The sequence below is a fragment of the Nocardia camponoti genome (genome assembly GCF_014646135.1).
In the GTDB taxonomy this organism is placed as follows: Bacteria; Actinomycetota; Actinomycetes; order Mycobacteriales; family Mycobacteriaceae; genus Nocardia; species Nocardia camponoti.
The window spans coordinates 1,613,522-1,636,957 of record NZ_BMMW01000001.1 but is presented as its reverse complement, the minus strand read 5'-3'; the positions used below and the strand labels follow the sequence as shown (position 1 = coordinate 1,636,957).

Here is a 23,436-nt window from a genome sequence, read left to right as displayed (position 1 = left end):
GCGCGCACGCGCCGCTGCGTGACTCCGCTCAACACGGATTCAAGATCGTCATCATCGGCGGTTTCGGCGTCGGCAAAACCACGATGGTGCGCTCGGTAAGCGAGATCCGCCCCCTCGACACCGAAGCGACGATGACCGACGTTGGTGTCGGCATCGACGACGCCTCTGGCGTGCCAGCGAAGTCGACGACGACGGTCGCGTTCGACTTCGGCCGCATCACCCTCGACGACGAACACGTGCTCTACCTCTTCGGTGCGCCCGGGCAGCAACGGTTTTGGTTCCTGTGGGATCGCCTTTTCGCCGGAACGCTTGGCGCGATCGTGCTCGTCGACCAGCGCCGCATCGAAGACTCCTGGTACGCGATCGACCGGCTTGAACATCAGGGCACGCCATTCGTGGTCGCCTGCAACGACTTTGGGGAAACCTACGCGCCCGACCAGGTACGCGACGCACTCGACCTTTCCCCGGAAATCCCGCTAGTGATGTGCGACGCGCGCGAGCGTGAATCAAGCAAAATGGTGCTGATTGCCTTGATCGAGCACCTGTATTCCCGTGTCGGACAGGATGACTCAGTCGAATGACTACCTCACAATGCCCGGTCGCGCTGAGCGGTCCCGAGTTCCACACCGACCCACACAGCCTGTATTCGCGGATGCGACGCGAACACGGCCCTGTCGTTCCTGTCGAATTGCTCGGCGGATTTCCGGCGTGGTTGATCATCGGGTACCGCGAATTGCACCAGGTGACAAGCGATCCGCTGCTTTTCCCACGCGATGTCTCGCTGTGGAATCAGTGGGGTCGCGTCCCCGACGACTGGCCGCTGCTGCCGATGGTCGGGCGACCACAGCCGTCGATCTACTTCACCGCAGGTCAGGAACATCGGCGGCATCTCGCGATGGTCGAGCCCGCGCTTGAAGCCGTTGACCATTTCGAATTGCGCAGGGTGTGCGAGGACATCGCCGACCGGCTCATCGACCGATTCTGCGGCCGTGGCAGCGCTGACCTCGTCGCCGAATTCGCTGAATCGCTGCCGGTGCTCGCACTGTGTCGCGTGTTCGGTCTGCCCGATACCGACGCCGCCGACGTGGCCGCGACCATCAAAGCGCTCGCCGACGGCGGCGCTGACGCCCATCGCGGCCACCAACGTTTCGGCGAGCACATGGCCCGGCTGCTCGCCGCGAAAAAGGCACGTCCCGGCGGCGACCTCGCCTCGCGCATGCTGCGCGAAGAAGGCCACTTCACCGACGAGGAATACGTCAACGACCTGATGGCGATCATGGCCGCAGGTCAGTTGCCCACCGCCGACTGGCTCGGTAGCGCGCTTCGACTGATGCTCACCGACGAACGCTTCGCCGCAGCGCTCGGCGGCGGTCGTCGCAGTGTTGGCGACGCGATGAACGAGGTGCTGTGGGAGGAAGGGCCGACGTCGGTCCTCGCTGGTCGATGGGCCGCGCGCGACACCCGACTCGCCGAACGCACCATCCGCGCGGGCGACATGCTGCTGCTCGGCCTCGCCGCCGCCAACCTCGACCCACACGTTCGGCAATCCCTGCACGACAACGTCCCAGCGGGCAACAACGCCCATTTCGCGTTCAGCTACGGCGAATATCGCTGCCCGTTCCCGGCACAACAGATGGCCGAGATCATCGCGCGTACCGGGATTGAAGTGCTGCTCGATCGACTCCCAGACGTCGACCTCGCTGTCCCCGCCGACCAACTCGTTCGGCGACCTTCGGCTTTCCTTCGGGGCATGACCGCACTGCCCGTCCGTTTTACCCCAGTTAGACCTGTCGGAGGTTCGTTGTGAGTACCTGTCCTTTCGCCATCAACCCGATGGTGACCAACCTCGATGAGGAGACAACGCACCTGCGTGAAGCTGGGCCGATCACCCAGATCGACCTGCTCGGGGTGCCCGCGTGGTCGGTCACCGATCACGCGATCGCACGGCAGCTCACCACCGACGCACGGCTGGTGAAAGACATCAACGCGTGGGGGCTGTGGAGTTCGGGTGTCGTCACCCGGCAGTGGCCGCTGATCGGCATGGTTGACGCTGGTCGCAGTATGTTTACCGTCGACGGGCCCGAGCACCGGCGGCTGCGCGCCAAGACAACCCAAGCGCTCGCGCCGCGTCGACTTGAAGAATTGCGCCCGGTCATCGAGCGACTAACCGCCGAGCTGCTCGACGATGTCGCGGCGGCCGCTGCGGAAAACGGGGGCGTTGTCGACCTCAAGCAGGTCTTCGCGTACCCGCTGCCGATGCGCGTCGTTGGCGAACTGATGGGCGTCGACCGGGCTGACCACGCGAAACTGCTCGACTGGTACAAGGCGTTCTTCTCGGTAATGACCCCGCAGGACGAACGCCTCGCGATCATCGACGCGATGGACGTGTACTTCACCGACCTCGTGCGCGCCAAGGCGGCCAACCCCGGCGACGACCTCACTTCGGCGTTCCTCACCGCCGACGAAGGTGGCGAACCGCTCACCGAGGAAGAGGTGATCGGCAATATCAAGGCGCTCGTCGCCGCCGGCCACGAGACCACGGTTGGGCTCATCCTCAACGCGGTGCGCGCGCTGTCGAACCACCCCGATGAACTCGCGAAAGTGCTTGCGGGCGAGGTGGAATGGAAGCAGGCAATCGAGGAAACGCTGCGCTGGGATTCGCCGGTGACGCACCTGCTGATGCGCTTCGCGACCGAAGACATCACCGTTGGCGACGTGGTGATCAACAAGGGCGACGGGGTGGTGATGTCCTACCGTGCCGTCGGGCGCGACAAGGGTGTGCACGGCGAGAACGCCGATGAATTCGACGTCGAACGGGCAACGGCGAAGACGCACTTGGCTTTTGGCTACGGACCGCACATCTGCCCCGGTGCCGCGCTGTCGCGACTTGAGGTGTCGATCGCGCTGCCCGCGTTGTTCGCGCGGTTCCCCGGCCTCAAGCTCGCGGTGACCGACGATGAACTGGTGAATCTGCCGGTGCTGACCCAGAACGACCTCGCCGCACTGCCCGTCGCGGTCGGCTGACCTACGGTGCGCGCCCGGTGTTTTCGCACCGGGCGTGCACTCGTTGGTCGTGATTTACAGCCCTAGATCGCGGCCGATCAGTTCCTTCATGATCTCGTTCGACCCAGCCCAAATCTTCGTGACGCGCGCGTCCATCCACGCCCGCGCGACCCGGTATTCGCGCATGTAGCCGTACCCGCCGTGCAGCTGAACGCACGCGTCGAGCACGTCGTTTTGCACCTGGGCGCTCCACCACTTGGCCTTGGCGGCGTCGACGGCAGACAGCTCACCGTCGGCGTGCGCGGCGACGCACTGGTCGATAAACGCCTGCGTCACTTCGACTTTCGTGACCAGTTCGGCGAAGAGGAACTTGTTGTACTGGAAGCTGCCGATCTGCTGACCGAACGCTTTGCGTTCCTTGGCGTAGGCGAGTGTCTCGTGCAGAATCGCCGCCGCGTGCGCCAGGTTGCTGACCGCGGCGCCGATGCGCTCCTGGGGTAGGCGCTCCATCATGGCGATGAAGCCACGGTCGATTTCGCCGATGCTGTTGGCGTCGGGTACGCGAACGTTCTCGAAAAACAGTTCGGCCGTGTCGGATTCGGGCTGACCAACCTTGTCGAGCTTGCGTCCGCGACTGAAGCCGGGCATGCCGTCTTCAATGGCGAACAGGGTGATGCCCTTCGCCTTCTTTTCTGGGCTCGTGCGCGCCGCGACGATTACAAGGTCGGCATTGAAGCCGTTGGTAATGAACGTCTTTGACCCGTTGATGATCCAGTCGTCGCCGTCGCGCACCGCGGTGGTCTTGAGTGCGGCGAGGTCGGAGCCGCCCGACGGTTCGGTCATGCCGATCGCGGTCACGATTTCACCGGTACAGAACTTTGGCAGCCAGCGCTGCTTCTGCTCGTCGGTGGTCAGCTCAACGAGGTACGGGGCGCACACGTCGTAATGAATGCCGAACGAAGACGAAAGTGCCGCACTGGCTTTCGCGAGTTCTTCGCCAAGGACGGCGGCGAAGCGCCAGTCGCCCGCGTCGCTGCCGCCGAACTCTTCCGGAACACCGAGCCCGAGGTAGCCGAGTTCGCCTGCCGCGAGCCAGGTTTCGCGGTCGATCGCGCGTTCTTCGGCGAATCGTTCGGCGTTGGGCTCGATGCTGCGCTTGACGAATTCCGCCACCGACGCCCGGAACGCGTCGTGATCCTCGGTGAAAATACTGCGTTTCATACGGCCGAGTGTAGGTGGAAGAAAAAAACTCCCCGGTCGCGATGACCGAGGAGTTTTCGCTGTAGCCCCGACGGGATTCGAACCCGCGCTACCGCCTTGAGAGGGCGGCGTCCTAGGCCGCTAGACGACGGGGCCGTGGACAACGGCTCACCAGGTGAACCGTGCGGTAGATACGTTAGCCCACGTCGTGCCAATCAACCAAAACGGGTGATGCGAAGCACTAGGACAGTGCCGCCGCGCCAGCCTTGGCGAACTTCTCGTCCTGGTCGCCCGAGGGCGCGCCGGCGACACCGATTCCGGCGACGGGCGCACCGTTGGCCTTCACCGGGGTGCCGCCGCCGAGGAACAGGGTGCCGTCGATGTCGGCGAGGCGCGGGGCCGACTCAAGGCGCTTGCTCAGCTCGGTGGTCGGCGCGTTCCACGAAACGGCGGTGAACGCCTTCTGCTGGGCGGCGGTGTAGGACTGCGGGCCCGCGCCGTCGCCGCGCAGGGTGACGATGACGTTGCCGTTGCGGTCGACCACCGCGACGCTGACCTTCACGTTCTCCTTGGCCGCCGCGTCGAGCGCGGTCTGCGCGGCCTTCGTTGCTGCGGCGAGCGACAGGTGCGTGCTCTGGGTGAGGTTGGGCGCGCTCACATCGGCGACCACCGGCGTGCGGGTGCCAGCGTCGGGGGCCTGCGCCTGCACCGAAACAATGCCAACCGCTCCGGCAGCGACAACGGCGGCCGAAGCTCCCGCGACGATGAGACGCTTGCGAGTGGCGAACTTGGCGGTGGTCATGGTTGCTCCTACAGCGTGAGATTCGTCGTTGGCCGCTCGGTGCGGCCTGATGTCTCCATCCTGTCGCCGGGGCAGGGTCGGCCGAATCGGCAAGACGGATGAAGTTCGATCACTCTTTTGGATGACAGAAAATCAACCGAAAGGATGATTCGCCGGGCGTGATCAGCGACAACAATGGCCGCGGGAGGTGAGTGGGATGGACGAACACACGGCGGCGTCGGCGTCGTATCTGCGGCTGCTCGCGGTCATCGTGCACTGCGCGTTCTATGTGTTGCTTGCCGCGTCGCTGTTGCGTTGGGTCATCCGGCACGGCAGCTCGCCAGCCACGCCGCTCGTCTTGGCGCTCGCGGCGGTGCTCGCGTTCACCTACGCGATGAGCGAACTCAGGCAGTCGCGTCAGCTCGCGTGGTTCGCCGCGCTCGTTGGGGCGTGGGCGGTGCTATGTGTCATCGCGCCCAGTTTCGCGTGGTGCGCGGTGCCGCTGGTGTACACCGGGCTGCGGGTGCTTGCATTGCGGGTCGCGGTGGCGTTGGTCGTCATTCTTACCGGGCTTGTTGTGTTCAGTCAGTTGCGGTTGGCAACGTGGCTCGACCCCAATCTCGTGCTCGCGCCGTTCGCCGTCGCGGCGGTCACCACCGCGCTGTTCCTCGGGATGCGTCGCCAAGCCGAAGACCAGCGCAGGCTCATCGCCGACCTCGTTCGCACCCGGGCCGAACTCGCGGCAACCGAGCGGCGCGAAGGCACGCTCGAAGAACGACAACGACTCGCGATGGAAATCCACGACACCCTCGCACAGGGGTTATCGAGTCAACGCATGCTGTTGCAGGCCGCTGACCGGGTCTTCGACTCCGACCCCGCCCTCGCGCGTGCGCACGTTGTCGCGGCTGCCGAGATCGCCGAACGCGACCTTGCCGAGGCCCGTCGCTTCGTCCACGACCTCGCGCCCGCTGATTTGGCGACGGAAGGATCGCTCGGCGCGGCGCTCACCGCACTCGCTGAGCGCAGTGGATCGCCGACGCTCACCGTGCGGTCTCATCTAGAAGGACCGCCTACGGCGCTGCCGCCGCAGATAGAGGCCACGCTGCTGCGCGTCGCCCAAGGTGCGCTCGCGAACGTGGCCGAACATGCCGAAGCGACAACAGCGACGATCACGCTCACCACGCTCGACGACCAAGTGCTGCTCGACATCGCCGACGACGGAACCGGCTTCGACCCGGCCGCGTCGGCGCGCGCGGACCCAGCGCCGCATCGCGGTCACGGACTCCCCGCGATCCGCGCGCGGGTACACCAACTCGGCGGGACGGTTGTCATCGAGTCGGCTCCCGGCGAGGGGACCGTGTTGTCGGCCGCGATTCCGCTCGGAACGGCACCCAATGCGAAGGTGAGCCAATGACTGAGCAGGCGCACCCAGGCAAGGTGGTCCGGTTACTCCTCTGTGACGACCACGCCGTCGTCCGCGCTGGTCTCCGTGCGCTGTTGGCGAGCGAACCCGGCATTGAGGTGGTCGGTGAGGCCGCCGACGGTCTCACCGCGATCACGCTCGCGACCAGCGAGCAACCCGATGTCGTGCTCATGGACCTCCAGCTCGGCGGCGCGATCGACGGGATCGAAGCCACCCGCAGGCTCACCGCGCAAACCAGCGCCCGCGTGCTCGTGCTCACCACCTTCGACACCGACGCCGACATCACCCGCGCCATCGAAGCGGGTGCCACCGGCTACCTACTCAAAGCCGAACCGCCCGACGAACTCTTTGCCGCGATTACCGCCGCCGCGGCAGGGCGAACCACGCTATCGCCGCCGGTCGCGGCCAAGATGATGGCTCGCATGCGCACCCCAACCGCCGCGCTCACCGCGCGCGAACTCGACATTCTCAGCCAGCTCGCCCGTGGCATTGGCAACCGGGAAATCGCGCGCGCACTGCACATTAGCGAAGCCACCGTGAAAACCCACTTGGGCCGCATTTACGACAAATTGGGCGTTGAAACGAGGGCTGCGGCAGTCGCGGTAGCAACCGAACGCCGCCTTCTCGGCTGAACTAAACGTGACCCATGCCACAAAATCGGCGTGTTCCCCGTCACGATATTGATGCTGAATTTCATCCACGTCATTACGACTTTATTGCGAGTCACCTGGGCGAAACAAACATAATTTAGACAATTGCTGATACAAAGGCGGACGAGACGGGGGCGTGACCTCTTCGCATATTCCCGCTACATTCGATCACGGCTTGAACAACAACCTAAGCCGAATCGAATCGCTAGAACGCCGGAAACCCTGCCCCGCGATTCGAGGATCCCCGACATACCTGAGGGCAGGATGCGCGGAAACGCATGATCTTTCCGAGCTGGCGGGCGCAGGCAGGAATTTTCCCCTATGTCTTTCAATCGTAAGTTCACCACTCGTGCCCTTGGTCTCGCTGCCGTCGCCGGCGCGCTTATCGCTGTTCCGGCTGGCCTGACCACCGCTACCGCCTCGGCCAACAACTGGGACGCCGTGGCGCAGTGCGAGAGCAGCGGCGACTGGAACATCAACACCGGAAACGGCTTCTACGGCGGCCTTCAGTTCACCCAGAGCACCTGGGAGGCCTACGGCGGCAGCGGCTCGGCCGACAACGCCAGCCGTGAAGAGCAGATCCGTGTCGCCGAGAACGTGCTCGCGGGCCAGGGCCCCGGCGCGTGGCCGGTCTGCAGCGCGTACCTGTAAATCGCTGCACCGATAAATACTTTCCTTGTCGGGAAACGAACTACCCGCTATTCGACGATGATGTCGAATAGTGGGTTTTTTCGATCATTAATGCGGCGGCAAGCATGCGCGATTCACTCGGATTCGCTGGATCTAATCCGGTGAGTTCGGCGATGCGCCGCAATCGGTAGGTAAACGTGTTCGGGTGCACGTGAATTCGCTTCGACGCGGTTTTACGATCGGCACCGAAGCGCAAATGCGCGTCGAGCGCTTCGAGCAAATGGGGGCTGCTCAACAGCGGAGAAATGCGCTGCGCCAAGCGTTCTCGCGCGGGGCCCGGTCGGGTGAGTTGGTATTCGAGCAGCAGATCGTCGAGTCGATAACAGCCGCCTGGCCGCCCGAGCTTTCGCGCGAGTTCGGTCAGTTCCGCCGCGTCTGTCGCCGCGACCGGAATCGCTTCGCGTCGCACGTCGGGCATTTCCGCCAAATGCACTGGCACGCCGAATTGTTCGCCGAGCTCGGCGGCGAGTGCGTCGAGCCGATCGGGTGCGAGCACCTCGGTCGCGCTGAGCAGCGCGATGCCCCGCGTGCCGTCGAAGGTGGCCGCCGTCGTCGTGTTGGTTAGGGCGTCGAGCGCGCGTTGCAGCACGCGGATGCGGCGACGCGTCAACAAGTTGGTCGCGGTGCCCGCACCGCGCCGGGGGTCGTCGAGTGCGATCGCGAGCACGGTATAGGAATCGGTGAGCACCGTATCGGCGCGCGCTGCTAATTCTTCGGCGGGCAATCCGCGTACGAGCGCCGAACATAACTCCCGGCGCGCTTCTCGCTCAGCGTGGTAAATCGACTGCTCGACCTCGGCGTATGTCTCGACGACGATCACGTTGATGTGCATGAGTAGCTCAAGCAGTCGCGTACCGACCAGCCCAACCAGTTCGCCCATCTCGGCGGGCTCAGCGACAGCGGCCGACTCAAGCAGCATCGTCTGCGCCGACGAGTGAATCGCGGCGATGAGCATGGGCAACGGCAGGCGATCCTCGGCGTGCCGCTCGGCGACCGGGCCGACAAACGCGGCAACCTCGGCTTTCGTGAAGGGACGCTCGGCCGCGATTGACTCAAGCACCGCGCGACCGCACGCGTAAATCGTCGGCAGTACCTCGGCGGTGAAGTGCCCTTCGGGCAGGTCAGCCGGGGTCGCGGTGCCGAGGCCGTCGGCCAGCATTCGCTCAGAGATCTGCGGCCAACGGGCGAGCAGGCGGGCGGTGAAGTGGGTGGTGCGGTCTTCGACGAGCATGGTTGCTGATTGTGTCGCACGACAGGTCGGCTCGGGTCGCTCTGGCTAAACTCACCCAAATCTTGGTTCACGAACCAATTCGACACCCGGTTTCTCGGCGCTCAGTGCAGTGACATCAGTGTGGCCCAGGTCATAGATTCGCTTGCGGCGCTGCTCCGAGCGCTGCGAGTTGGACGGAATTGATGGATGAACCACCCCCTTCGCCGCGCGCTGTGCGGACTTGGTTTCGCGGCCGCACTCACCTGTGCCGCTGGTATCGGCCCGGTTGCTGCCGAGGCCCCCGCGCTTGAGCCGACCATCGAGTCGCTCGCGGCCTATCTCGACGCGAACGTGAAAGCGGCACCCGACGGTCGCACACCCACGGCGATCGCCGACACCGGCAGTTCGACCGGCTCGGCTGACCGCAGCCGCGCAACCGACACCGTCGGCGAAGGCCCGTCGATGACCGCCCCGCTCGCCGCCTTTGCGTACGGCCTCGCCAACCCGGACGTCGCACCGCCGAACACCAACCGCTGGGACTGCAAGCCGAGCGCCGCGCACCCGCGCCCGGTCGTGCTGCTGCACGGCACCTGGCTCAACGCCTACGACACCTTCGCCTACCTCGCCCCGCGCCTCGCTGAGCAGGGCTTTTGCCTGTTCGCGCCCAACTACGGCAAGTCCGGGGTGCTCGAAGGTGGCGGTGTCGGCGCGGTGTTGCCCGGTCGCAATGGGGTTGGTCCGATGGCTGAGTCGGCGAAGCAGGTCGCGGTGTTCATCGACCGCGTGCGGGCGGCGACCGGCAGCGATCAAGTCGACATCATCGGCCACTCGCAGGGCGGGACCGTCGCCAGTCAGTATCTGAAATATGAAGGGGGACAGGGCAAAGTCGCGCGCCTCATCTCGTTCGGCGCGACCTACCACGGCACGTCCCTGCTCGGCATCGCCACGCTTGGCCGCATCATCACCAACGTTGGCATCGACATTCTCGGGTTCTACCGGCCGATCGTCGGCGCGGCCAATATCGAACAGGCCGTCGGCTCTTCGTTTTACGGCACGCTCAACACGAACGGCGACACCGTGCCCGGCGTCGCTTACACCGCCGTCGGCAGTCGCTACGACGAGGTGATGAACCCGTATGACTGGACGTTCCTGCGACCCGGCCCCGACGCCACGGTCGACAACATCACCCTGCAAGCCGGGTGCGAACAAGACCTGTCCGATCACCTGACGATGATGTACTCGCCGCGTGCCGCGTCGATCGCGCTTCGCGCGCTTGACCCGGTCGCGAATCCGCAGCTGACCTGTGCGTTTAACCCGTGGTTCTTCGGTGGGGGCGGCGGCCTGTGACGCTCACGCTAGCGCCCGACGACACCTTCTACGCCACCGAACCGGGCTTCGAAACGCTCGCGCCGGGCACGATCCTGCGGTCTCGTCCGGTGGAGATCGCCCTAGCTGGCCGCATCACCCAACGCGTGACGGCATTCCAATTGGCTTACCGCACATGCGATCTCGATGGAACACCGGAAGTAGCGGTGACAACCGTGCTCCTACCGTGGGGTGCCGCGTCGTCGCGTCGACCGCTCGTTTCCTTCCAATGTGCGATCGATGCTGTTGCGCCGCAATGCTTTCCGTCCTACGCGCTGAGGCGGGGCGCACGGACAGCAGGGTCGATCGCGCCGCTCGAACTGCCCATCATCGCGATGGCGTTGCGGCGCGGGTGGGCGGTGTCGGTGCCAGATCACGGTGGCGTCGACGGACGGTTTGGCGCGGCACGCGAACCGGGATATCGCGCGCTTGACGGGGTGCGCGCGGCGTTATCGTTTGCGCCGCTTGGACTTTCGCGGTCAACGCCGGTCGGCTTGTGGGGCTACTCCGGCGGGGGACTCGCAACCGCATGGGCCGCCGAACTCGCCGCGACCTACGCGCCCGAACTGAACGTCGTCGGTTCAGTGGCTGGCTCGCCGGTCGGCGACCCGGCTGCCGCGTTCGTTCGCCTCAACGGGGGCTGGTTTGCGGGATTTCCCGCCGCGTTCGTCGCTGGCCTGCGTCGGGCCTATCCCGACCTTGACCCTGTGCTCAACAACCACGTCGACCAGCGTTATCAAGCGTGGCTGACGGCCGCCGAACGTGGCTCGACCTTCGGGCTCCTGCTGCGTTTTCTGCGGCGTGACGTGGCGAAACACCTGCGTACCGACCTGGTCGACTTCCTCGCCGAACCCGCGCTGCGTCGCATTCTCGCCGACATCGAACCGGGGGAGCGCGCGCCCGCCGCGCCGATGTTGGTTGTCCAGGGCGTGCGCGACGAGGTGATCGCGGTCGCCGACATCGACGCGCACGTTGGTCGCTATGAACGCGCTGGCGCTGCCGTGCGGTACGTGCGGGTGCGACGCGGTTCGCATCTGCCGCTGGAATTCCTGATCGTGCCGTTCGTCCTCGACTGGTTGACCGCGCGCTTCGCCGGTATCCCGGCCTCGACGGGGACGTCGACAGTGCGGTCGGTCGCGCGCTCGCCCCGGGCGGTTCGTGGTCATGTCGCGCTGATCATCCTGTTGGCGCGAATGGTGATGGGCGCGCCCATTACCACAATCACGAACAAATCACATAGGTCTGGTTACTCGGGCTAATTACGTGAGTAATAGGCGATAGTAATGGCGTGTATTCGCGCTCACAATGCGCGAAATTCCGTAACTCGACCGGAAGGAGACCCGATAGTCCGGTTGTCATTCAGCTTCGGCTGAACCGCAAGGAAAACGGAGGAACCCTCATGATCCCGATCATCATTGATGCAGGTAGCGCGTCGTTCAACGTCCTCGTTGACACCATCAACGCCGCCCTGCACGGCATCGCGAGCACCCTGTGGACGGGCTCCTTCGGCGGCTGATCTGCCCTCGGTTCTTTGACCGAGTAAAAGCGGCCCCGTCTTCGCGACGGGGCCGCTTTACTTAATTCCCTTGGCCAGAAGACAAATGGTGCGACCCATGTAAATCGTGGGTGTCGCCGCAATTGTCGTCCTTGCGCGCGCCGATATCGAGTACGTCGGGCTGCACATGATCAACCTGCAACGTCACGTGTTCGATATGGCGATCGTGGGCCAACATATGCGCCACCTCCTCGCGGACGGTGTGGCAGTCAAAACCCCGCCTGACCAGGACATGCGCCGACAGCGCGGGCGAGCCCGACGTGATTTCCCAGATGTGCAGATCGTGGACCTGCGCGACGCCAGGCACCGCGACCATGTCGGCACCCACCTTCGCCGGATCGAGATGCGCGGGCGCGGCCTCAAGGAAAATGCGCGACGAGGCGCGGATCAGTCCGATGCCCGCTTTGATCATCAACACGACAACGATCAGCGTCGCGATCACGTCGGCGCGCGCCCAGCCAGTTGCCATGATGATGCCGCCCGCGATCGCGGTGGCGATGAAGGCGAACAGGTCGTTGAGAATGTGCTGGTAGGCGCCTTCGACGTTGAGGCTTGTTCGGTCGGCGCGCGAAATCATCCAGGTGGCGAGCAGGTTCACCGCGACACCAACAAGCGCGGTGCCGAGCACGAGACCGCCGTGCACTTCCGGCGGTTGGAAAAGTCGGCGAATCGCCTCGTAACCCAGCCATATCGCCAGGAGTAGCAGGGTGAGCCCGTTGGCTTGCGCGGACAGAATCTCGGCGCGTTTCCAGCCGAAGGTCATGCGACCGCTCGCCGGGCGCGCGGCCAATCGGATCGCCCACAGCGCGAGCGCGATCGACGCGGCATCGGTGGTCATGTGGGCGGCATCCGAAAGCAGTGCGAGCGAATTCGCGACGATGCCGACGATCACCTCGCCAAGCAGGAACGCGACGATCACCGCGAGCGCGCCAGCGAGCCAACGCCGGTCGCTGTTGGCTGTCACACCGTGATCGTGGCCGTGACCTGCGCCCATATCGGCTACACCTCTTTCGTTGAGATCATTCTCGCCTATCGTATGCAGACATTGCTATGTGTGCAATTCGGTGCAGATCATCTGTCTTTCTCCAGATTAGGCCCGGATGCGGCGAGCCCGGCGGCCCTGCTCCCCCCTCCTGGAGCAGGCCCGGCCGGGCTCGCGGAACAAACTGTGACCCGACCGGCTCGGCAGATTCTGATAGGCCACTTAACGACCTGGTACGCGCCTAGCGTCCTAACCCAACGGTGCCGTCACAGTTCAGCAACGGGTCTTGCCCTGATGTTGTTAGCGTTGCGAGAGTTAACTCCTGGGTTTGGTGTTACCAATGGGAAGGGAGGGGCGCTCCATCCCGGAGTGCCGACCGAACATGCAACCAAAATCCATCAAAGCCGGTCTTAGCTCCGCGGTGAGCGCGGCGGTTCTCGTGTCGCTGGCCGCGACACTGCCCGCATCCGCACAACCAGAACCCGCACCACACAGCCAGCTCGCTGGTCGCACCGTTTTCCTCGACCCAGGCCACCAGGGCAGCGGACACAGCGAGGACCTGAATCGGCAGGTCAACAATGGTCGCGGGGGTACGAAAGACTGCCAGACCACCGGGATGACGTCGCTCGGTGGCGTCCCCGAACACACGATCACCTTCGACGTCGCCCGGTTGGTGAAGGCGTCGTTGGAGGCGATGGGCGCGCAAGTCGTGCTCAGTCGACCTGACGACATCGGTTGGGGCGGATGCGTTGACGAACGTGCTGCCGCGGCGAACGCGTCGGGCGCGGCGGTGGCGGTAAGCATCCACGCCGACAGCGCGCCCGCCAACCTGCGCGGATTCCACCTCATCGTGCCCGAGTTGCCGGTCCCCGATGCCGAAGTCCAGCGCGCCCAGGAAGGTCCGGGTCGTGCGGCGACGACGGCGATGCGCGACGCGTACTTGGCGTCGGGTTTCCCGGCGGCGAGCTACGCCGACAACGGGATTCAGACCCGCGCCGACATCGCTGGCCCGGCATTGACCGAGGTCCCGCTCGTTTTCGTCGAAATGGGCAACGGTGCGAACCCGGAAGACGCGGCGTTGTTGGAGAGCCGGGAAGGTCAGCTCAAGCACGCGATCGCGATCGCGACGGGGATTGTGAGCTACCTGCTTGACAAGCCGGTGACGGCGCCGGGACCGACGACGTTCGTGCCGGGAAGTCACCCGGCGAACGCGCCGTTGCCGGGTGCGGCGACGCCCGCGCCGGGTGGGCAGCCGAGCACTGGCGCGGGGACGGTCCCGCCCGCGCTTGCGTTCCCGAGGCTGGATGAGGTTGCGCCGGGTAATCCGGCAGGGTTGCGCGCGGGAGTTCCCGCGGTGCCGGGGGCACCCGTTTCGCCCGAGGATCCGGGCCCGAGTTCGGCCCGCGAGCCGGTTCCGGCAGGGCCGGGCGCGCCGGTTGTTCCCGCGGTTCCCGGAGCGGACGAGCCGGGCACGGATGTGCCCGTGTCGCCTAGCGCTGCGCCGGACGCGCAGCTGCCCGCTCCGGGTGGGGACGCGGTTGCGCCGAGTGGTGTCGCGCCGGGTGTGCCTGCCGAGGGTGGCGCTTCGCCGGAATCCGCACCGACTCCCGAGGTATTTATTGGTATCGCGCCCGCGCCCAGCGAGCCTGCGGTTCCCGTCGGGCCCGTGCGTAAACCGGTGGCCGACCCCGCGCCGCTCGCGCCCGCACGTGCGGCACCTGGGGTGCCAGGGACGCCCGGTGCGCCGGAGGTGCCGTCCGCGCCGGTGAGCCCGGGAAGCCCTGCGGTCCCGGAGACGCAATCGTTGCCTGGCTCGCCAGCGGTTCCAGCAACGCCGTCAGTCCCCGGCAGCCCGTCGGTGCCCGGCAGTCTCGGGGCGAACACGCCCGACCCTGCGCCCGCTCCCACACCGCGCAGCCGGCCGCAGGCACCGAAGGCTCCTGCCCCGGAGGAAACCGCTCCTGACCTGGCCGCGCTCGGTGGGTTAGCCACGACGGTGCTGGATTTGCTCTCGCCCCTCATCAAGGTGCTTGGGCTGGACAAGAGCGCGATGACCACGCAGATGATCAACCTGGCTTACACGTTGGTTTCGTTGGTCTTCGGTTCGGGGAAGTAGGTTCGAACGCTTGACCGCGCGCCGCTCTGGTTGGAGCGGCGCGCGGTGGCGGCTGTGGGCAAGACGAAACAGGCAACATGAAACAGTGGTCTCGTGATTCCTGTCGTGATTGTCGCTGGCTATCTGGGGTCGGGGAAGACGACCCTGCTCAATCACCTCCTGCGCGCCCATCGGGGGACGCGAATTGGGGTGATTGTCAATGACTTTGGCTCCGTCAACATCGACGCCATGCTTGTCGCCGGGCAAGTTGATGCGATGGTTTCGCTTGCCAATGGGTGCGTCTGCTGTGCGGTCGACGTTTCGGAGTTGGATGCGATGTTCACCAAGCTCAGTCAAGGGCGTAACGCGGTGGATGTGATCGTTGTCGAAGCCAGTGGGCTCGCTGAGCCGCGCGGTCTTATTCGGATGGTGCTCGCGAGTGAGAACCCTCGGCTCACCTATGGCGGCCTCGTTGAAGTTGTTGACGCCGAACACTTTTCGGCGACCAGTGCTGAGCATCCAGAGTTGCTGACACACCTGCGGCTGGCCGACTTGGTCTTGATTAACAAGGCCGACCGCACGGCTGACCTCGACGCGCTCCGGGCTCAGATTGCCGACGCGGTGGGCGACGTGCCGATCTACGCGACCACCCACGGGCAAATCGACCCCGGTCTCCTCTTCGATCAACGCACGCCCGAAGCACCAAAAGTAGCGCAGCAGTTGAGCTTTGACCTGTTAACCGAAGACGACCACGATCACCGCGACCCCACGCATCGCCATCTCCACGACGACTACACCACCTGCCACTTTCAGACCGACCAACCGCTTGACCCGCGCGCCTTCGTCGAATTCCTAGAGAATCCGCCAGCGAACCTGTTCCGCGCCAAAGGTTTTGCCCACTTCGCCGGCGACAACGGCAAGTTCACCGTCCACCTCGTCGGCCACCACATCGTCTTCACCCCGGACACCTGGGCGCGCAACGAGACGCCATCCACCGACCTCGTCCTGATCGGCCCGGGACTCGACGTCGAAGAAGCACGAAACCGCTTGCGCGCCACCGAATCACAAACAGACACTGAATCCCATACCGACACCGACAACCAGGCCATGCTCAGCGTCTGGCGCTACACCCCGCGCTAGCGACCACTCCTACCCGCAGGCGTTAACCCACTCCGACAGCCCGTCAGCGAAAAGCTGCCGCTTCCAAATCGGCACCTCATGCTTAATCCGGTCGACCAGCTCAGCGCACGTCGCGAACGCCTCTGCCCGGTGCGGTGCGGCGACAGCGACCACGATCGCCAAGTCGCCAATCGTCAACGCGCCGATCCGATGCGCCGCCGCAACGGGCAGCCCGCTCTTCTCCGCGACCTCCGCGCACACCTGCGCGAGAAACCGCTCAGCCTGCGGGTGCGCCGAATACTCAAGCGCTGAAACCTCTTGGCCACCATCGTGATTACGCACCTTGCCGGTGAAAACGACAACACCGCCGAACTCGGGTCCGTCGACCGCCGCTTCGACGGCCGACGGGTCGAGCGGCGCGTCGCTGATCACAGCCATCCGCACCGCCGCGTAAGACTCACTCATGATTTCCGCCTCCGGCGACTTGGGCAAGCAAATGGTCAAGCAGCGGTTCAAGCACCGCGATCCCGTCTTTCACCCCGCCGGGGGAGCCGGGCAAATTCACAACGACCGTCCGTCCGACCAGGCCAGCGACCCCGCGACTCAGCGCGGCGAGCGGGAACTTCTCGGCCCCACGCGCGCGGATGGTTTCGGCGATGCCGGGCAGTTCGCGATCGAGAACGGCAAGGGTCGCCTCGGGCGTCGCGTCGGTCGGTGACGCGCCCGTTCCGCCCGTCGTGATCACCAGCGCGGGCCGCAAGGCGAGCGCGTCAGCGAGTCCGGTGGCAATGTCGGCGTCGGCGTACACGAGGGGTTCCGGTACCGAAAACCCTTGGGCGAGAAGCCATTCGACAAGCGCGGGCCCAGTGGTGTCGACTCGCGTTCCCGCAGCGGCACCCGTCGATGCGACAACAACAACGGCGGACCGCGCGACTACTGGCGAATCTTCTACGAAGACAGGCGAACTCGCGGATGAGTCGTTCGCATTGGATGAGCTCGCGACGTCCCGACCGACCTCATCCTCCCGAACCCAATTCCCGCGCTTCCCACCAGATTTCGTCAGCAACCGGACATCGGTGAGCACCGCCCCCGGATCGACCGCCTTCACCATGTCATGCAACGTCAACCCCGCCACCGCGACGGCGGTCAACGCCTCCATCTCAACCCCGGTCGGCCCGGTCGTCTTCGCCATCGCCTCAATCGTGATGGCATCGTCGGTAAAGCCGAACTCCACCTTCACCGTCGACAGCGCGAGCTGATGACACAGCGGAATGAGTTCCGACGTTTTCTTCGCCCCACCGATACCCGCGAGCCGCGCGGTCGACAGCACGTCGGCCTTGGGCATGTCGTCGGCGCGCACTAGGCGCAGCACCTCGGGCGTTGTCCGCAATTGTCCTGCGGCAACGGCGATTCGCGCCGTGTCGGCTTTCGCACTGACGTCGACCATCCGGGCGCGACCTTCGCCGTCGACGTGTGACAACTCGCTCATAGCGTCAAGATTCGCACAGTCGCGCCAACGGGCAACGCGGTGACCTCGGCTGGCACGTCTACAAGCACGTCGGCCCACGCCATGCTCGCGATCAAATGCGATCCCGGTCCCGAAACCACTTCTACTCCTTCGGGTTTCACCACCCCGCGCAGGAACTGCCGTTTCCCGTTGGGGGAGCGCACCGGCGTGAGCAGCGCCACGTCGCGTTCCTCAACTGGCGGAAGTCCGGCGAAGTCCCGCAAGACCGACCGTGCGAAAACCGCGTACGAGACCGTCGTACTGACGGGATTACCAGGGAAACTCAGCACCGGCACCCCGTCGACGACGGTGTACCCCTGCGGCCCACCCGGCTGCACCGCGACCGGCCCGAATACGCCGCCCATCGGCGCGAGCACGTCCTTGACCACCTCAAAGTCGCCTTTGGAAACGCCGCCGGATGTGAAAACCACATCGGCCCGCGCGACCGCGGAGGCAAGAACACGAGCAAACTCGGCAGGATCGTCACTGCTGTGCTCAATCGACACCACATCAACGCCGTCGGCGGTCAACGCGGCAGCGATCGCGATCCCGTTCGAGTCATAAATTTGCCCCGGCTCAAGCGGCGACCCCGCGGGCAGCAGTTCGTCGCCCGTCGTAATGACGATCGCCCGAACGCGCGCCAACACCGGCACGGTCGGCAAGCCAACGGCAGCGAGCGCGGCGATGTGCCGTGGCGCAAGCAGCGTCCCAGCGAACGCGACCGGATCGCCCGCCCGCACGTCGGTTCCGGGCTCGCGTACAAAATCGCCTCGCGCCCTTCCCCTTTCGACGGTGATCACCCCGTCGGACGCCCGCACATCCTCCACTGGGACAACACAGTCGGCACCGGGCGGAATCGGCGCGCCGGTCATCACCTTGATCGCGCTGCCGTCGGGTAGGGGAGTGGCGCCGGGCTTTCCCGCCGCGACCACCCCGTGCACCGGCAACGTGACCGGCGTGACCGCGACATCGGCCGCCCGCACCGCGTACCCGTCCATCGCCGAATTGCGAAACACCGGCAGTTCGATGGGCGCGGCGATGTCGACGGCCAACGTGCGGCCAAGCACGGCAGGTACCGGAACCTCCTCGACCGGTCGCTCAGCGAGCGGGGCAAGCAGGGCGGCGATGGTGGCGCGATAGTCATCGACGCTGCGGAGCGACGCCGTCGCGGGCCGGTCATTCATGTGCTCAGCCTAATCGCGGGTAAGGGGCCATGACATGTGTGGTTCGCTCACTACGGCGGGGCGCGATTGGTGAGGTCGATCAATTCGTGACACATCGCCCGTCGGTCGGATGCTCTTCTGGTCAAGCGGTCATACTGTAAGGATGACGCTGGTCGACATGGGGATTCCCGCGCTGCGGTCAGGTCTACCGTCTCTCGACGGCAGACCCGATACGCCTCTGCTCGTCGACCGCTTCGGGCGTGTCGCGCGCGACCTGCGTGTTTCCATCACCGAGAAGTGCTCGCTGCGGTGCACCTACTGCATGCCGGAGGAGGGGCTGCCGCCCATTCCGCGCGATGAACTGCTCAGCGCCGACGAGATCATTCGCCTTGTCACCCTGGCTGTTCGCGAATTGGGGGTGCGCGAAGTCCGCTTCACCGGCGGCGAACCGCTGATGCGCCGCGAACTTGAGCAGATCATCGCGGGCTGCCACGACGCCGTCCCCGACACCCCGCTCGCGATGACAACCAACGGCGTCGGCCTCGAACACCGCGCCAAAGCACTACGCGACGCTGGTCTTTCGCGCGTGAACGTCTCCCTCGACACCGTCGACCGGCTCGACTTCACTCGTCTCACCCGTCGCGACCGCCTTGAGTCGGTACTCAACGGCATCCGTGCCGCCCGCGACGTCGGCCTCACGCCGCTCAAGGTCAACGCCGTGCTGATGCGAGAAAACCTCGCGGGCGCACCCGACCTGCTCGCCTGGTGCCTCGCCGAAGGCGCTGAACTGCGCTTCATCGAGGAAATGCCGCTCGACGCCGACCACGAATGGGCCCGCGACCACATGGTCACCGCCGCCGACCTGCTCGACGTCCTCGGCAAACGCTTCACCCTCACCGAGACCGGGCGCATCGACCCGTCCGCACCCGCCGAACGGTGGCTCGTCGACGACGGACCGGCGACGGTCGGCATCATCGCCACCGTCACCCGCAAGTTCTGCGACACCTGCGACCGCACGCGTCTCACCGCCGAAGGTCGCTTGCGGTCGTGCCTGTTCAGCGATCACGAATTCGACGTGCGCGGCGCGATGCGCGCGGGCGCGACCAACGACGAGATCGCCGACCTCTGGCGAGGCGCGATGTGGCAGAAGTGGGCCGGTCATGGCATCGACGCCGCCGGTTTCGTCCCCCCCGAACGCACGATGGGAGCCATTGGTGGTTGAGGTTCGGTATTTCGCGGCCATCGCTGACGCGGTCGGCAAGGCAAGCGAATCGTTCGACTTGCCCGCGCAAGCCACCATCGCCGACTTACGCGCGCACCTCGCCGCCACCTACGGCGCCGAACTCGACTCCATGATCGGCGTGTGCGCGTACCTGATCGGCGACGAACTCACGCGCGACCCGGCGACAGTGCTCACCCCCCGCGTCGACGTGTTGCCGCCGTTCGCGGGGGGCTAGAAACTTAGCGCCACCAGGTGTCGAGCGGGGTCACCGGAACCGTGCGCTTGTGGCGGGTGTTGGTGAAGATCTGCTCAACGCGCGCGGCGACGGCATCGGTCACCTCTTTGCCTTCGAGGTAGTCGTCGATTTCGGCGTAGCGCAAGCCAAGCGCGTCTTCGTCGGGCAGGGCGGGCCGGTCGTCTTCGAGGTCGGCCGTTGGGACCTTCGACCAAATCGTCGACGGCGCGCCGAGTTCTTGCAGCAGCGCGGCACCCTGGCGTTTGGTGAGCCCGGTGAGCGGCGTGAGGTCGACGCCACCGTCGCCGAATTTGGTGAAGAAGCCGGTGACGGCCTCGGCCGCGTGGTCGGTGCCGACGACGAGCATGTTCTCCTGACCAGCAAGCGCGTACTGAATGACCATGCGCTCACGGGCTTTGATGTTGCCGCGCACGAAGTCGCGCAGGCGTTCGTGGTCGAGCGCACCGGCCACCTCAGCGGCAACGGCGTCGGCGCCTGGCTTCACGTTCACCACGATCGTGCGATCGGGATCGATGAAATTCAGCGCCGCTTGCGCGTCGGCTTCGTCGGCCTGAATGCCGTAAGGCAAACGCACCGCGATGAATTCGGCGTTGCCGCCTTCGGCACGCAGCTCTTCAACGGCTAGCTGGCATAGGCGACCAGCAAGCGAACTGTCTTGTCCGCCACTGATTCCCAACACGAAGCCCTTAGCTGGAGTGGCGCGCAGATAGTCCTTGAGGAAGTCGACCCGGCGGCGGACCTCCTGCTTCGGCTCAATCTCCGGCGCGACGCCGAGCTCGGCGATGATCTGTTCACGCAGTGTCCCCATACATGCTCACTCTACTGCGGCAACCGGGGCGACCACCCGGCGAACGAGCCATTCGAAGTTGTCGCCGACTTGGTCGAGCGTGAAGCCTTGCGCGTCGGTTTGATGCATGACCAACTCCGCCGACAGCGCCCCGAGCAGCACATCGGCCAGTGGCGCCAGCTGAGTTCGCACGCCAGCTGAGCGAAGCAGATGCACGACATGCGCCTTGTGGAATTCGTACGGCCGACTCCCGAGCCAGCCGCCATTGGACTCGGCGGCGCGGTGCAAGGTGCCTTCTACCGCGATGTCACGCAACCGCGCTCGACCGAAGGCGATGAGTCGGTCAAGGGGGCTCGCGCCTGGGCCGAGTGGGGGCGGACCAAATAAAAACCCTGATTGAAACTGTTGTTCGGAGTGGTCGAGGAGGGCGAACATGAGGCCGGTGCGGTTGCCGAAGCGACGGAACACCGTGCCTTTGCCCACGCCAGCGCGTTTAGCGAGTGCGTCCATCGTGAGCGCGTCGACGCCGCTCTCGCGAACGAGTTCTTGGGCGGCGTCGAGCAACAGCGCGCGGTTGCGTGCGGCATCGGCGCGAGGAGTTGATGCGGGCTGGCCGACAGGCAACAGGCGGCCACGCGACGCGCCATCAGGTGTGGGGTAGCTCACACTGCTCACTTGCCCTCCGGGGAAGTATTCGGACTGCGGTCCGGTTACCGTAATACGAACCGACTCGCTAATTCAGTCACACAACAGGAGTTGTTATGAGCCAGACCCGCATTCTCACCCTCGTCGGCAGCCTGCGGGCGGCCTCGATTAACCGTCAGGTCGCCGAAGCCGCCGTCCAGGCCGCGCCCGAAGGTGTCGAGGTGACGATCTACGAGGGCCTCGGTGATATCCCGTTCTACAACGAGGACCTCGACGTCGCTGGCGACGTTCCCGCCGCCGCCGAGGCGCTGCGCGTTGCCGTTGCCGACGCTGACGCCGTGCTGCTGGTAACCCCCGAATACAACGGCACCCTGTCGGCCGTGCTGAAGAACGCGATCGACTGGGCGTCGCGGCCCTACGGTGTTGGCGCGATCAAGGACAAGCCGGTCGCGGTGGTGAGCGCGTCGATCAGCGGGCGTGCCGCCGAATGGGCGCACGGTGACGCCGTGAAGGCCGTTGGTGTCGCTGGCGGCGTTATCGTCGAAGCCGCGAGCGCGCGCTTTGGCGGCATTGGTGAGCGTTTCGCTGAGACGCACCCGAGCGCCGACGCCGAGGTCATCGCCCAGCTCGGTGCCGTCGTGCACGAGCTCGCCGAGGCGGCCAAGGCTGAGGTCGCGACGGCGTAAGCTGGTCAACTAGTTCCATCGAACGGGCACCACCTGGCAGTTCACGCAGGTGGTGCCCGTTCGCGTGCGTGGGGTTTGCTGGCGACTCGCCGGTGTGGCGAAATCGTGATCTGGACCACTGTTCCGGCGGGTCGTTCTCGGCGCGTCCTGGGACTTACCCGTCCGGAATTACATCAGTGCGACTCGCAACCTGTTGTGTCGTTCCAATCTGTCGCCCACTAGGTGTAGTGTCTGTCGTACTGGAAGACGGTGCGACGCCGCCGCTGCTCAGGCCCAAGGGAAGGGGTTGCGAGCAGGGCATTCACCACCCGATCCAGGAGTTTGCGCACGTAGTGCGAGCAACGTCTTAGTTGGATTCGGGAGAGGGAGAACCTAGATGACTGTCACCGTGTACACCAAGCCCGCGTGTGTCCAGTGCAATGCCACCTACAAGGCCCTTGACAAGGCCGGCGTCAGCTACGAGGTCGTCGACATTTCCGTCAACGACGAGGCGCGCGACTACGTGATGGCACTCGGTTACCTCCAGGCGCCCATCGTTGTGGCTGGCGAGGATCACTGGTCGGGTTTCCGTCCCGACCGCATCAAGTCGCTCGCGACCGTCGCTGCCTAAGGGGCTCGCCATGCCCGAACGGAGCACTCCGGGCGGGCTGGTCTACTTCTCCAGCGCATCGGAGAACACGCATCGCTTCGTCGAGAAGCTGGGTTTGCCCGCCACTCGACTACCACTGCACAGCTCAGCGGAACCACCGCGCGTCGACGAACCCTACGTGCTGATCACCCCCACTTACGGCGGTGGTCGGCACGTTGTCAATGGCTCACGCCCCGACAAAGAGTTCGTTCCGCGTCAAGTAGCGAAGTTTCTTAACAACCCGCACAACCGCTCGCTCTTGCGTGGCGTGATCGCTGCGGGTAACACCAACTTCGGCGACACCTTCTGCGCTGCCGGTGACGTCATCTCGCGCAAATGCGGGGTGCCCTACCTTTATCGCTTCGAACTCATGGGGAACGCGTCCGACGTCGAGCGCGTCCGAGAGGGATTGGGATTGTTTTGGCAACAGCAACCACCGCACCGACCGGCAAGAATGCCCGCCTAGAGC

Annotated in this window: 24 protein-coding genes and 1 tRNA gene; 15 read left to right on the top strand and 10 right to left on the bottom strand. The window is 65.3% G+C overall.

Going from position 1 to position 23,436, the window contains the following annotated elements; genetic code table 11:
- Nucleotides 1-14: 14 nt before the first annotated feature.
- From IEX78_RS07530 to IEX78_RS07520, 3 genes are read left to right on the top strand one after another with little or no spacing between them, the layout of a single operon-like run.
- Nucleotides 15-581 carry a GTP-binding protein gene (locus IEX78_RS07530; RefSeq protein ID WP_268240886.1) on the top strand — a complete coding sequence of 189 codons (567 nt, stop codon included), beginning with the start codon at nucleotides 15-17 and terminating at the stop codon, nucleotides 579-581.
- Nucleotides 578-1,807: a cytochrome P450 gene (locus tag IEX78_RS07525; RefSeq protein ID WP_188828019.1), complete on the top strand. Its 1,230-nt coding sequence runs from the start codon at nucleotides 578-580 to the stop codon at nucleotides 1,805-1,807. The genes IEX78_RS07530 and IEX78_RS07525 overlap by 4 nt, the downstream gene beginning before the upstream one ends.
- Nucleotides 1,804-3,024 (top strand): cytochrome P450 family protein, encoded by a 1,221-nt coding sequence (locus tag IEX78_RS07520; protein WP_229683761.1) that lies wholly within the window; start codon nucleotides 1,804-1,806, stop codon nucleotides 3,022-3,024. The genes IEX78_RS07525 and IEX78_RS07520 overlap by 4 nt, the downstream gene beginning before the upstream one ends.
- A 54-nt stretch (nucleotides 3,025-3,078) precedes the next feature.
- Here IEX78_RS07520 and IEX78_RS07515 read toward each other — a convergent pair whose 3' ends face one another.
- From IEX78_RS07515 to IEX78_RS07505, 3 genes are all read right to left on the bottom strand, one after another.
- Nucleotides 3,079-4,224 carry an acyl-CoA dehydrogenase family protein gene (locus IEX78_RS07515; RefSeq protein ID WP_188828018.1) on the bottom strand — a complete coding sequence of 382 codons (1,146 nt, stop codon included), beginning with the start codon at nucleotides 4,222-4,224 and terminating at the stop codon, nucleotides 3,079-3,081.
- Nucleotides 4,225-4,286: 62 nt separating this feature from the next.
- Nucleotides 4,287-4,359, bottom strand: a tRNA-Glu gene (locus tag IEX78_RS07510).
- An 85-nt stretch (nucleotides 4,360-4,444) separates the two neighbouring features.
- Entirely contained in the window at nucleotides 4,445-5,005 is a 561-nt protein-coding gene (locus tag IEX78_RS07505) for a GlcG/HbpS family heme-binding protein (RefSeq protein ID WP_188828017.1), read from the bottom strand.
- A gap of 196 nt (nucleotides 5,006-5,201) precedes the next feature.
- Here IEX78_RS07505 and IEX78_RS07500 point away from each other — a divergent pair, with 196 nt between their 5' ends.
- The 3 genes from IEX78_RS07500 (at nucleotide 5,202) to IEX78_RS07490 (ending at nucleotide 7,708) form a co-directional block, all read left to right on the top strand.
- Nucleotides 5,202-6,398 carry a sensor histidine kinase gene (locus tag IEX78_RS07500; protein WP_188828016.1) on the top strand — a complete coding sequence of 399 codons (1,197 nt, stop codon included), beginning with the start codon at nucleotides 5,202-5,204 and terminating at the stop codon, nucleotides 6,396-6,398.
- Nucleotides 6,395-7,039, top strand: coding sequence for a response regulator (locus IEX78_RS07495; RefSeq protein ID WP_308426514.1), 645 nt, complete (start codon nucleotides 6,395-6,397; stop codon nucleotides 7,037-7,039). The genes IEX78_RS07500 and IEX78_RS07495 overlap by 4 nt, the downstream gene beginning before the upstream one ends.
- Before the next feature lie 339 nt (nucleotides 7,040-7,378).
- Nucleotides 7,379-7,708, top strand: coding sequence for a transglycosylase family protein (locus tag IEX78_RS07490; protein ID WP_188828015.1), 330 nt, complete (start codon nucleotides 7,379-7,381; stop codon nucleotides 7,706-7,708).
- A 40-nt stretch (nucleotides 7,709-7,748) separates the two neighbouring features.
- Here IEX78_RS07490 and IEX78_RS07485 read toward each other — a convergent pair whose 3' ends face one another.
- Complete coding sequence (locus tag IEX78_RS07485; protein ID WP_188828014.1) at nucleotides 7,749-8,978, bottom strand: PucR family transcriptional regulator; 1,230 nt, start codon at nucleotides 8,976-8,978, stop codon at nucleotides 7,749-7,751.
- A 186-nt stretch (nucleotides 8,979-9,164) separates the two neighbouring features.
- Between IEX78_RS07485 and IEX78_RS07480 the strand changes: the two genes are divergently transcribed.
- A complete protein-coding gene (locus tag IEX78_RS07480) occupies nucleotides 9,165-10,304 on the top strand; it encodes an esterase/lipase family protein (protein WP_188828013.1) in 1,140 nt (379 codons plus the stop codon).
- Complete coding sequence (locus IEX78_RS07475) at nucleotides 10,301-11,581, top strand: lipase family protein (RefSeq protein WP_229683760.1); 1,281 nt, start codon at nucleotides 10,301-10,303, stop codon at nucleotides 11,579-11,581. The genes IEX78_RS07480 and IEX78_RS07475 overlap by 4 nt, the downstream gene beginning before the upstream one ends.
- Before the next feature lie 318 nt (nucleotides 11,582-11,899).
- On the opposite strand, the gene IEX78_RS07470 is transcribed toward IEX78_RS07475, so the two are convergent.
- Nucleotides 11,900-12,871, bottom strand: a complete 972-nt coding sequence (locus tag IEX78_RS07470; RefSeq protein WP_188828011.1) for a cation diffusion facilitator family transporter — start codon at nucleotides 12,869-12,871, stop codon at nucleotides 11,900-11,902.
- Nucleotides 12,872-13,280: 409 nt separating this feature from the next.
- Between IEX78_RS07470 and IEX78_RS24715 the strand changes: the two genes are divergently transcribed.
- Nucleotides 13,281-14,975, top strand: a complete 1,695-nt coding sequence (locus IEX78_RS24715; protein ID WP_373291525.1) for an N-acetylmuramoyl-L-alanine amidase — start codon at nucleotides 13,281-13,283, stop codon at nucleotides 14,973-14,975.
- 93 nt (nucleotides 14,976-15,068) lie between these two features.
- A complete protein-coding gene (locus IEX78_RS07455) occupies nucleotides 15,069-16,094 on the top strand; it encodes a CobW family GTP-binding protein (RefSeq protein WP_229683759.1) in 1,026 nt (341 codons plus the stop codon).
- A 9-nt stretch (nucleotides 16,095-16,103) separates the two neighbouring features.
- Here the strand turns inward: IEX78_RS07455 and IEX78_RS07450 are convergent, their stop codons facing one another.
- Genes IEX78_RS07450 through IEX78_RS07440 form a run of 3 tightly spaced genes read right to left on the bottom strand, consistent with a single transcriptional unit; the run spans nucleotide 16,104 to nucleotide 18,764 of the window.
- Complete coding sequence (locus IEX78_RS07450) at nucleotides 16,104-16,538, bottom strand: molybdenum cofactor biosynthesis protein MoaE (protein ID WP_188828010.1); 435 nt, start codon at nucleotides 16,536-16,538, stop codon at nucleotides 16,104-16,106.
- The gene (gene moaCB, locus IEX78_RS07445; protein ID WP_188828009.1) at nucleotides 16,531-17,562 is read right to left on the bottom strand and encodes a bifunctional molybdenum cofactor biosynthesis protein MoaC/MoaB; all 1,032 of its coding nucleotides are present in this window, start codon (nucleotides 17,560-17,562) and stop codon (nucleotides 16,531-16,533) included. Before moaCB ends, IEX78_RS07450 begins: the two co-directional genes overlap by 8 nt.
- On the bottom strand, nucleotides 17,559-18,764 hold the full coding sequence (locus IEX78_RS07440) for a molybdopterin molybdotransferase MoeA (protein WP_188828008.1): 1,206 nt from the start codon (nucleotides 18,762-18,764) through the stop codon (nucleotides 17,559-17,561). Before IEX78_RS07440 ends, moaCB begins: the two co-directional genes overlap by 4 nt.
- 142 nt (nucleotides 18,765-18,906) lie before the next feature.
- On the opposite strand from IEX78_RS07440, the gene moaA reads away from it, so the two are divergent.
- Nucleotides 18,907-19,965 (top strand): GTP 3',8-cyclase MoaA, encoded by a 1,059-nt coding sequence (moaA, locus tag IEX78_RS07435; RefSeq protein WP_188828007.1) that lies wholly within the window; start codon nucleotides 18,907-18,909, stop codon nucleotides 19,963-19,965.
- Nucleotides 19,958-20,200: a MoaD/ThiS family protein gene (locus IEX78_RS07430; protein WP_188828006.1), complete on the top strand. Its 243-nt coding sequence runs from the start codon at nucleotides 19,958-19,960 to the stop codon at nucleotides 20,198-20,200. Before moaA ends, IEX78_RS07430 begins: the two co-directional genes overlap by 8 nt.
- 4 nt (nucleotides 20,201-20,204) lie before the next feature.
- Here IEX78_RS07430 and nadE read toward each other — a convergent pair whose 3' ends face one another.
- Both nadE and IEX78_RS07420 read right to left on the bottom strand, forming a co-directional pair.
- Nucleotides 20,205-21,029 carry an NAD(+) synthase gene (gene nadE / locus IEX78_RS07425; protein ID WP_188828005.1) on the bottom strand — a complete coding sequence of 275 codons (825 nt, stop codon included), beginning with the start codon at nucleotides 21,027-21,029 and terminating at the stop codon, nucleotides 20,205-20,207.
- Nucleotides 21,030-21,035: 6 nt separating this feature from the next.
- Nucleotides 21,036-21,683, bottom strand: coding sequence for a TetR/AcrR family transcriptional regulator (locus IEX78_RS07420; protein ID WP_188828004.1), 648 nt, complete (start codon nucleotides 21,681-21,683; stop codon nucleotides 21,036-21,038).
- Between the two features lie 86 nt (nucleotides 21,684-21,769).
- Between IEX78_RS07420 and IEX78_RS07415 the strand changes: the two genes are divergently transcribed.
- The 3 genes from IEX78_RS07415 to nrdI all read left to right on the top strand — a co-directional run bounded on the left by IEX78_RS07415 (nucleotide 21,770) and on the right by nrdI (nucleotide 23,433).
- A complete protein-coding gene (locus IEX78_RS07415) occupies nucleotides 21,770-22,339 on the top strand; it encodes an NADPH-dependent FMN reductase (protein ID WP_188828003.1) in 570 nt (189 codons plus the stop codon).
- 376 nt (nucleotides 22,340-22,715) lie between these two features.
- Nucleotides 22,716-22,949, top strand: a complete 234-nt coding sequence (nrdH, locus tag IEX78_RS07410; RefSeq protein ID WP_188828002.1) for a glutaredoxin-like protein NrdH — start codon at nucleotides 22,716-22,718, stop codon at nucleotides 22,947-22,949.
- 10 nt (nucleotides 22,950-22,959) lie between these two features.
- The gene (nrdI, locus tag IEX78_RS07405) at nucleotides 22,960-23,433 is read left to right on the top strand and encodes a class Ib ribonucleoside-diphosphate reductase assembly flavoprotein NrdI (RefSeq protein ID WP_188828001.1); all 474 of its coding nucleotides are present in this window, start codon (nucleotides 22,960-22,962) and stop codon (nucleotides 23,431-23,433) included.
- The last annotated feature ends 3 nt before the right edge of the window (nucleotides 23,434-23,436 follow it).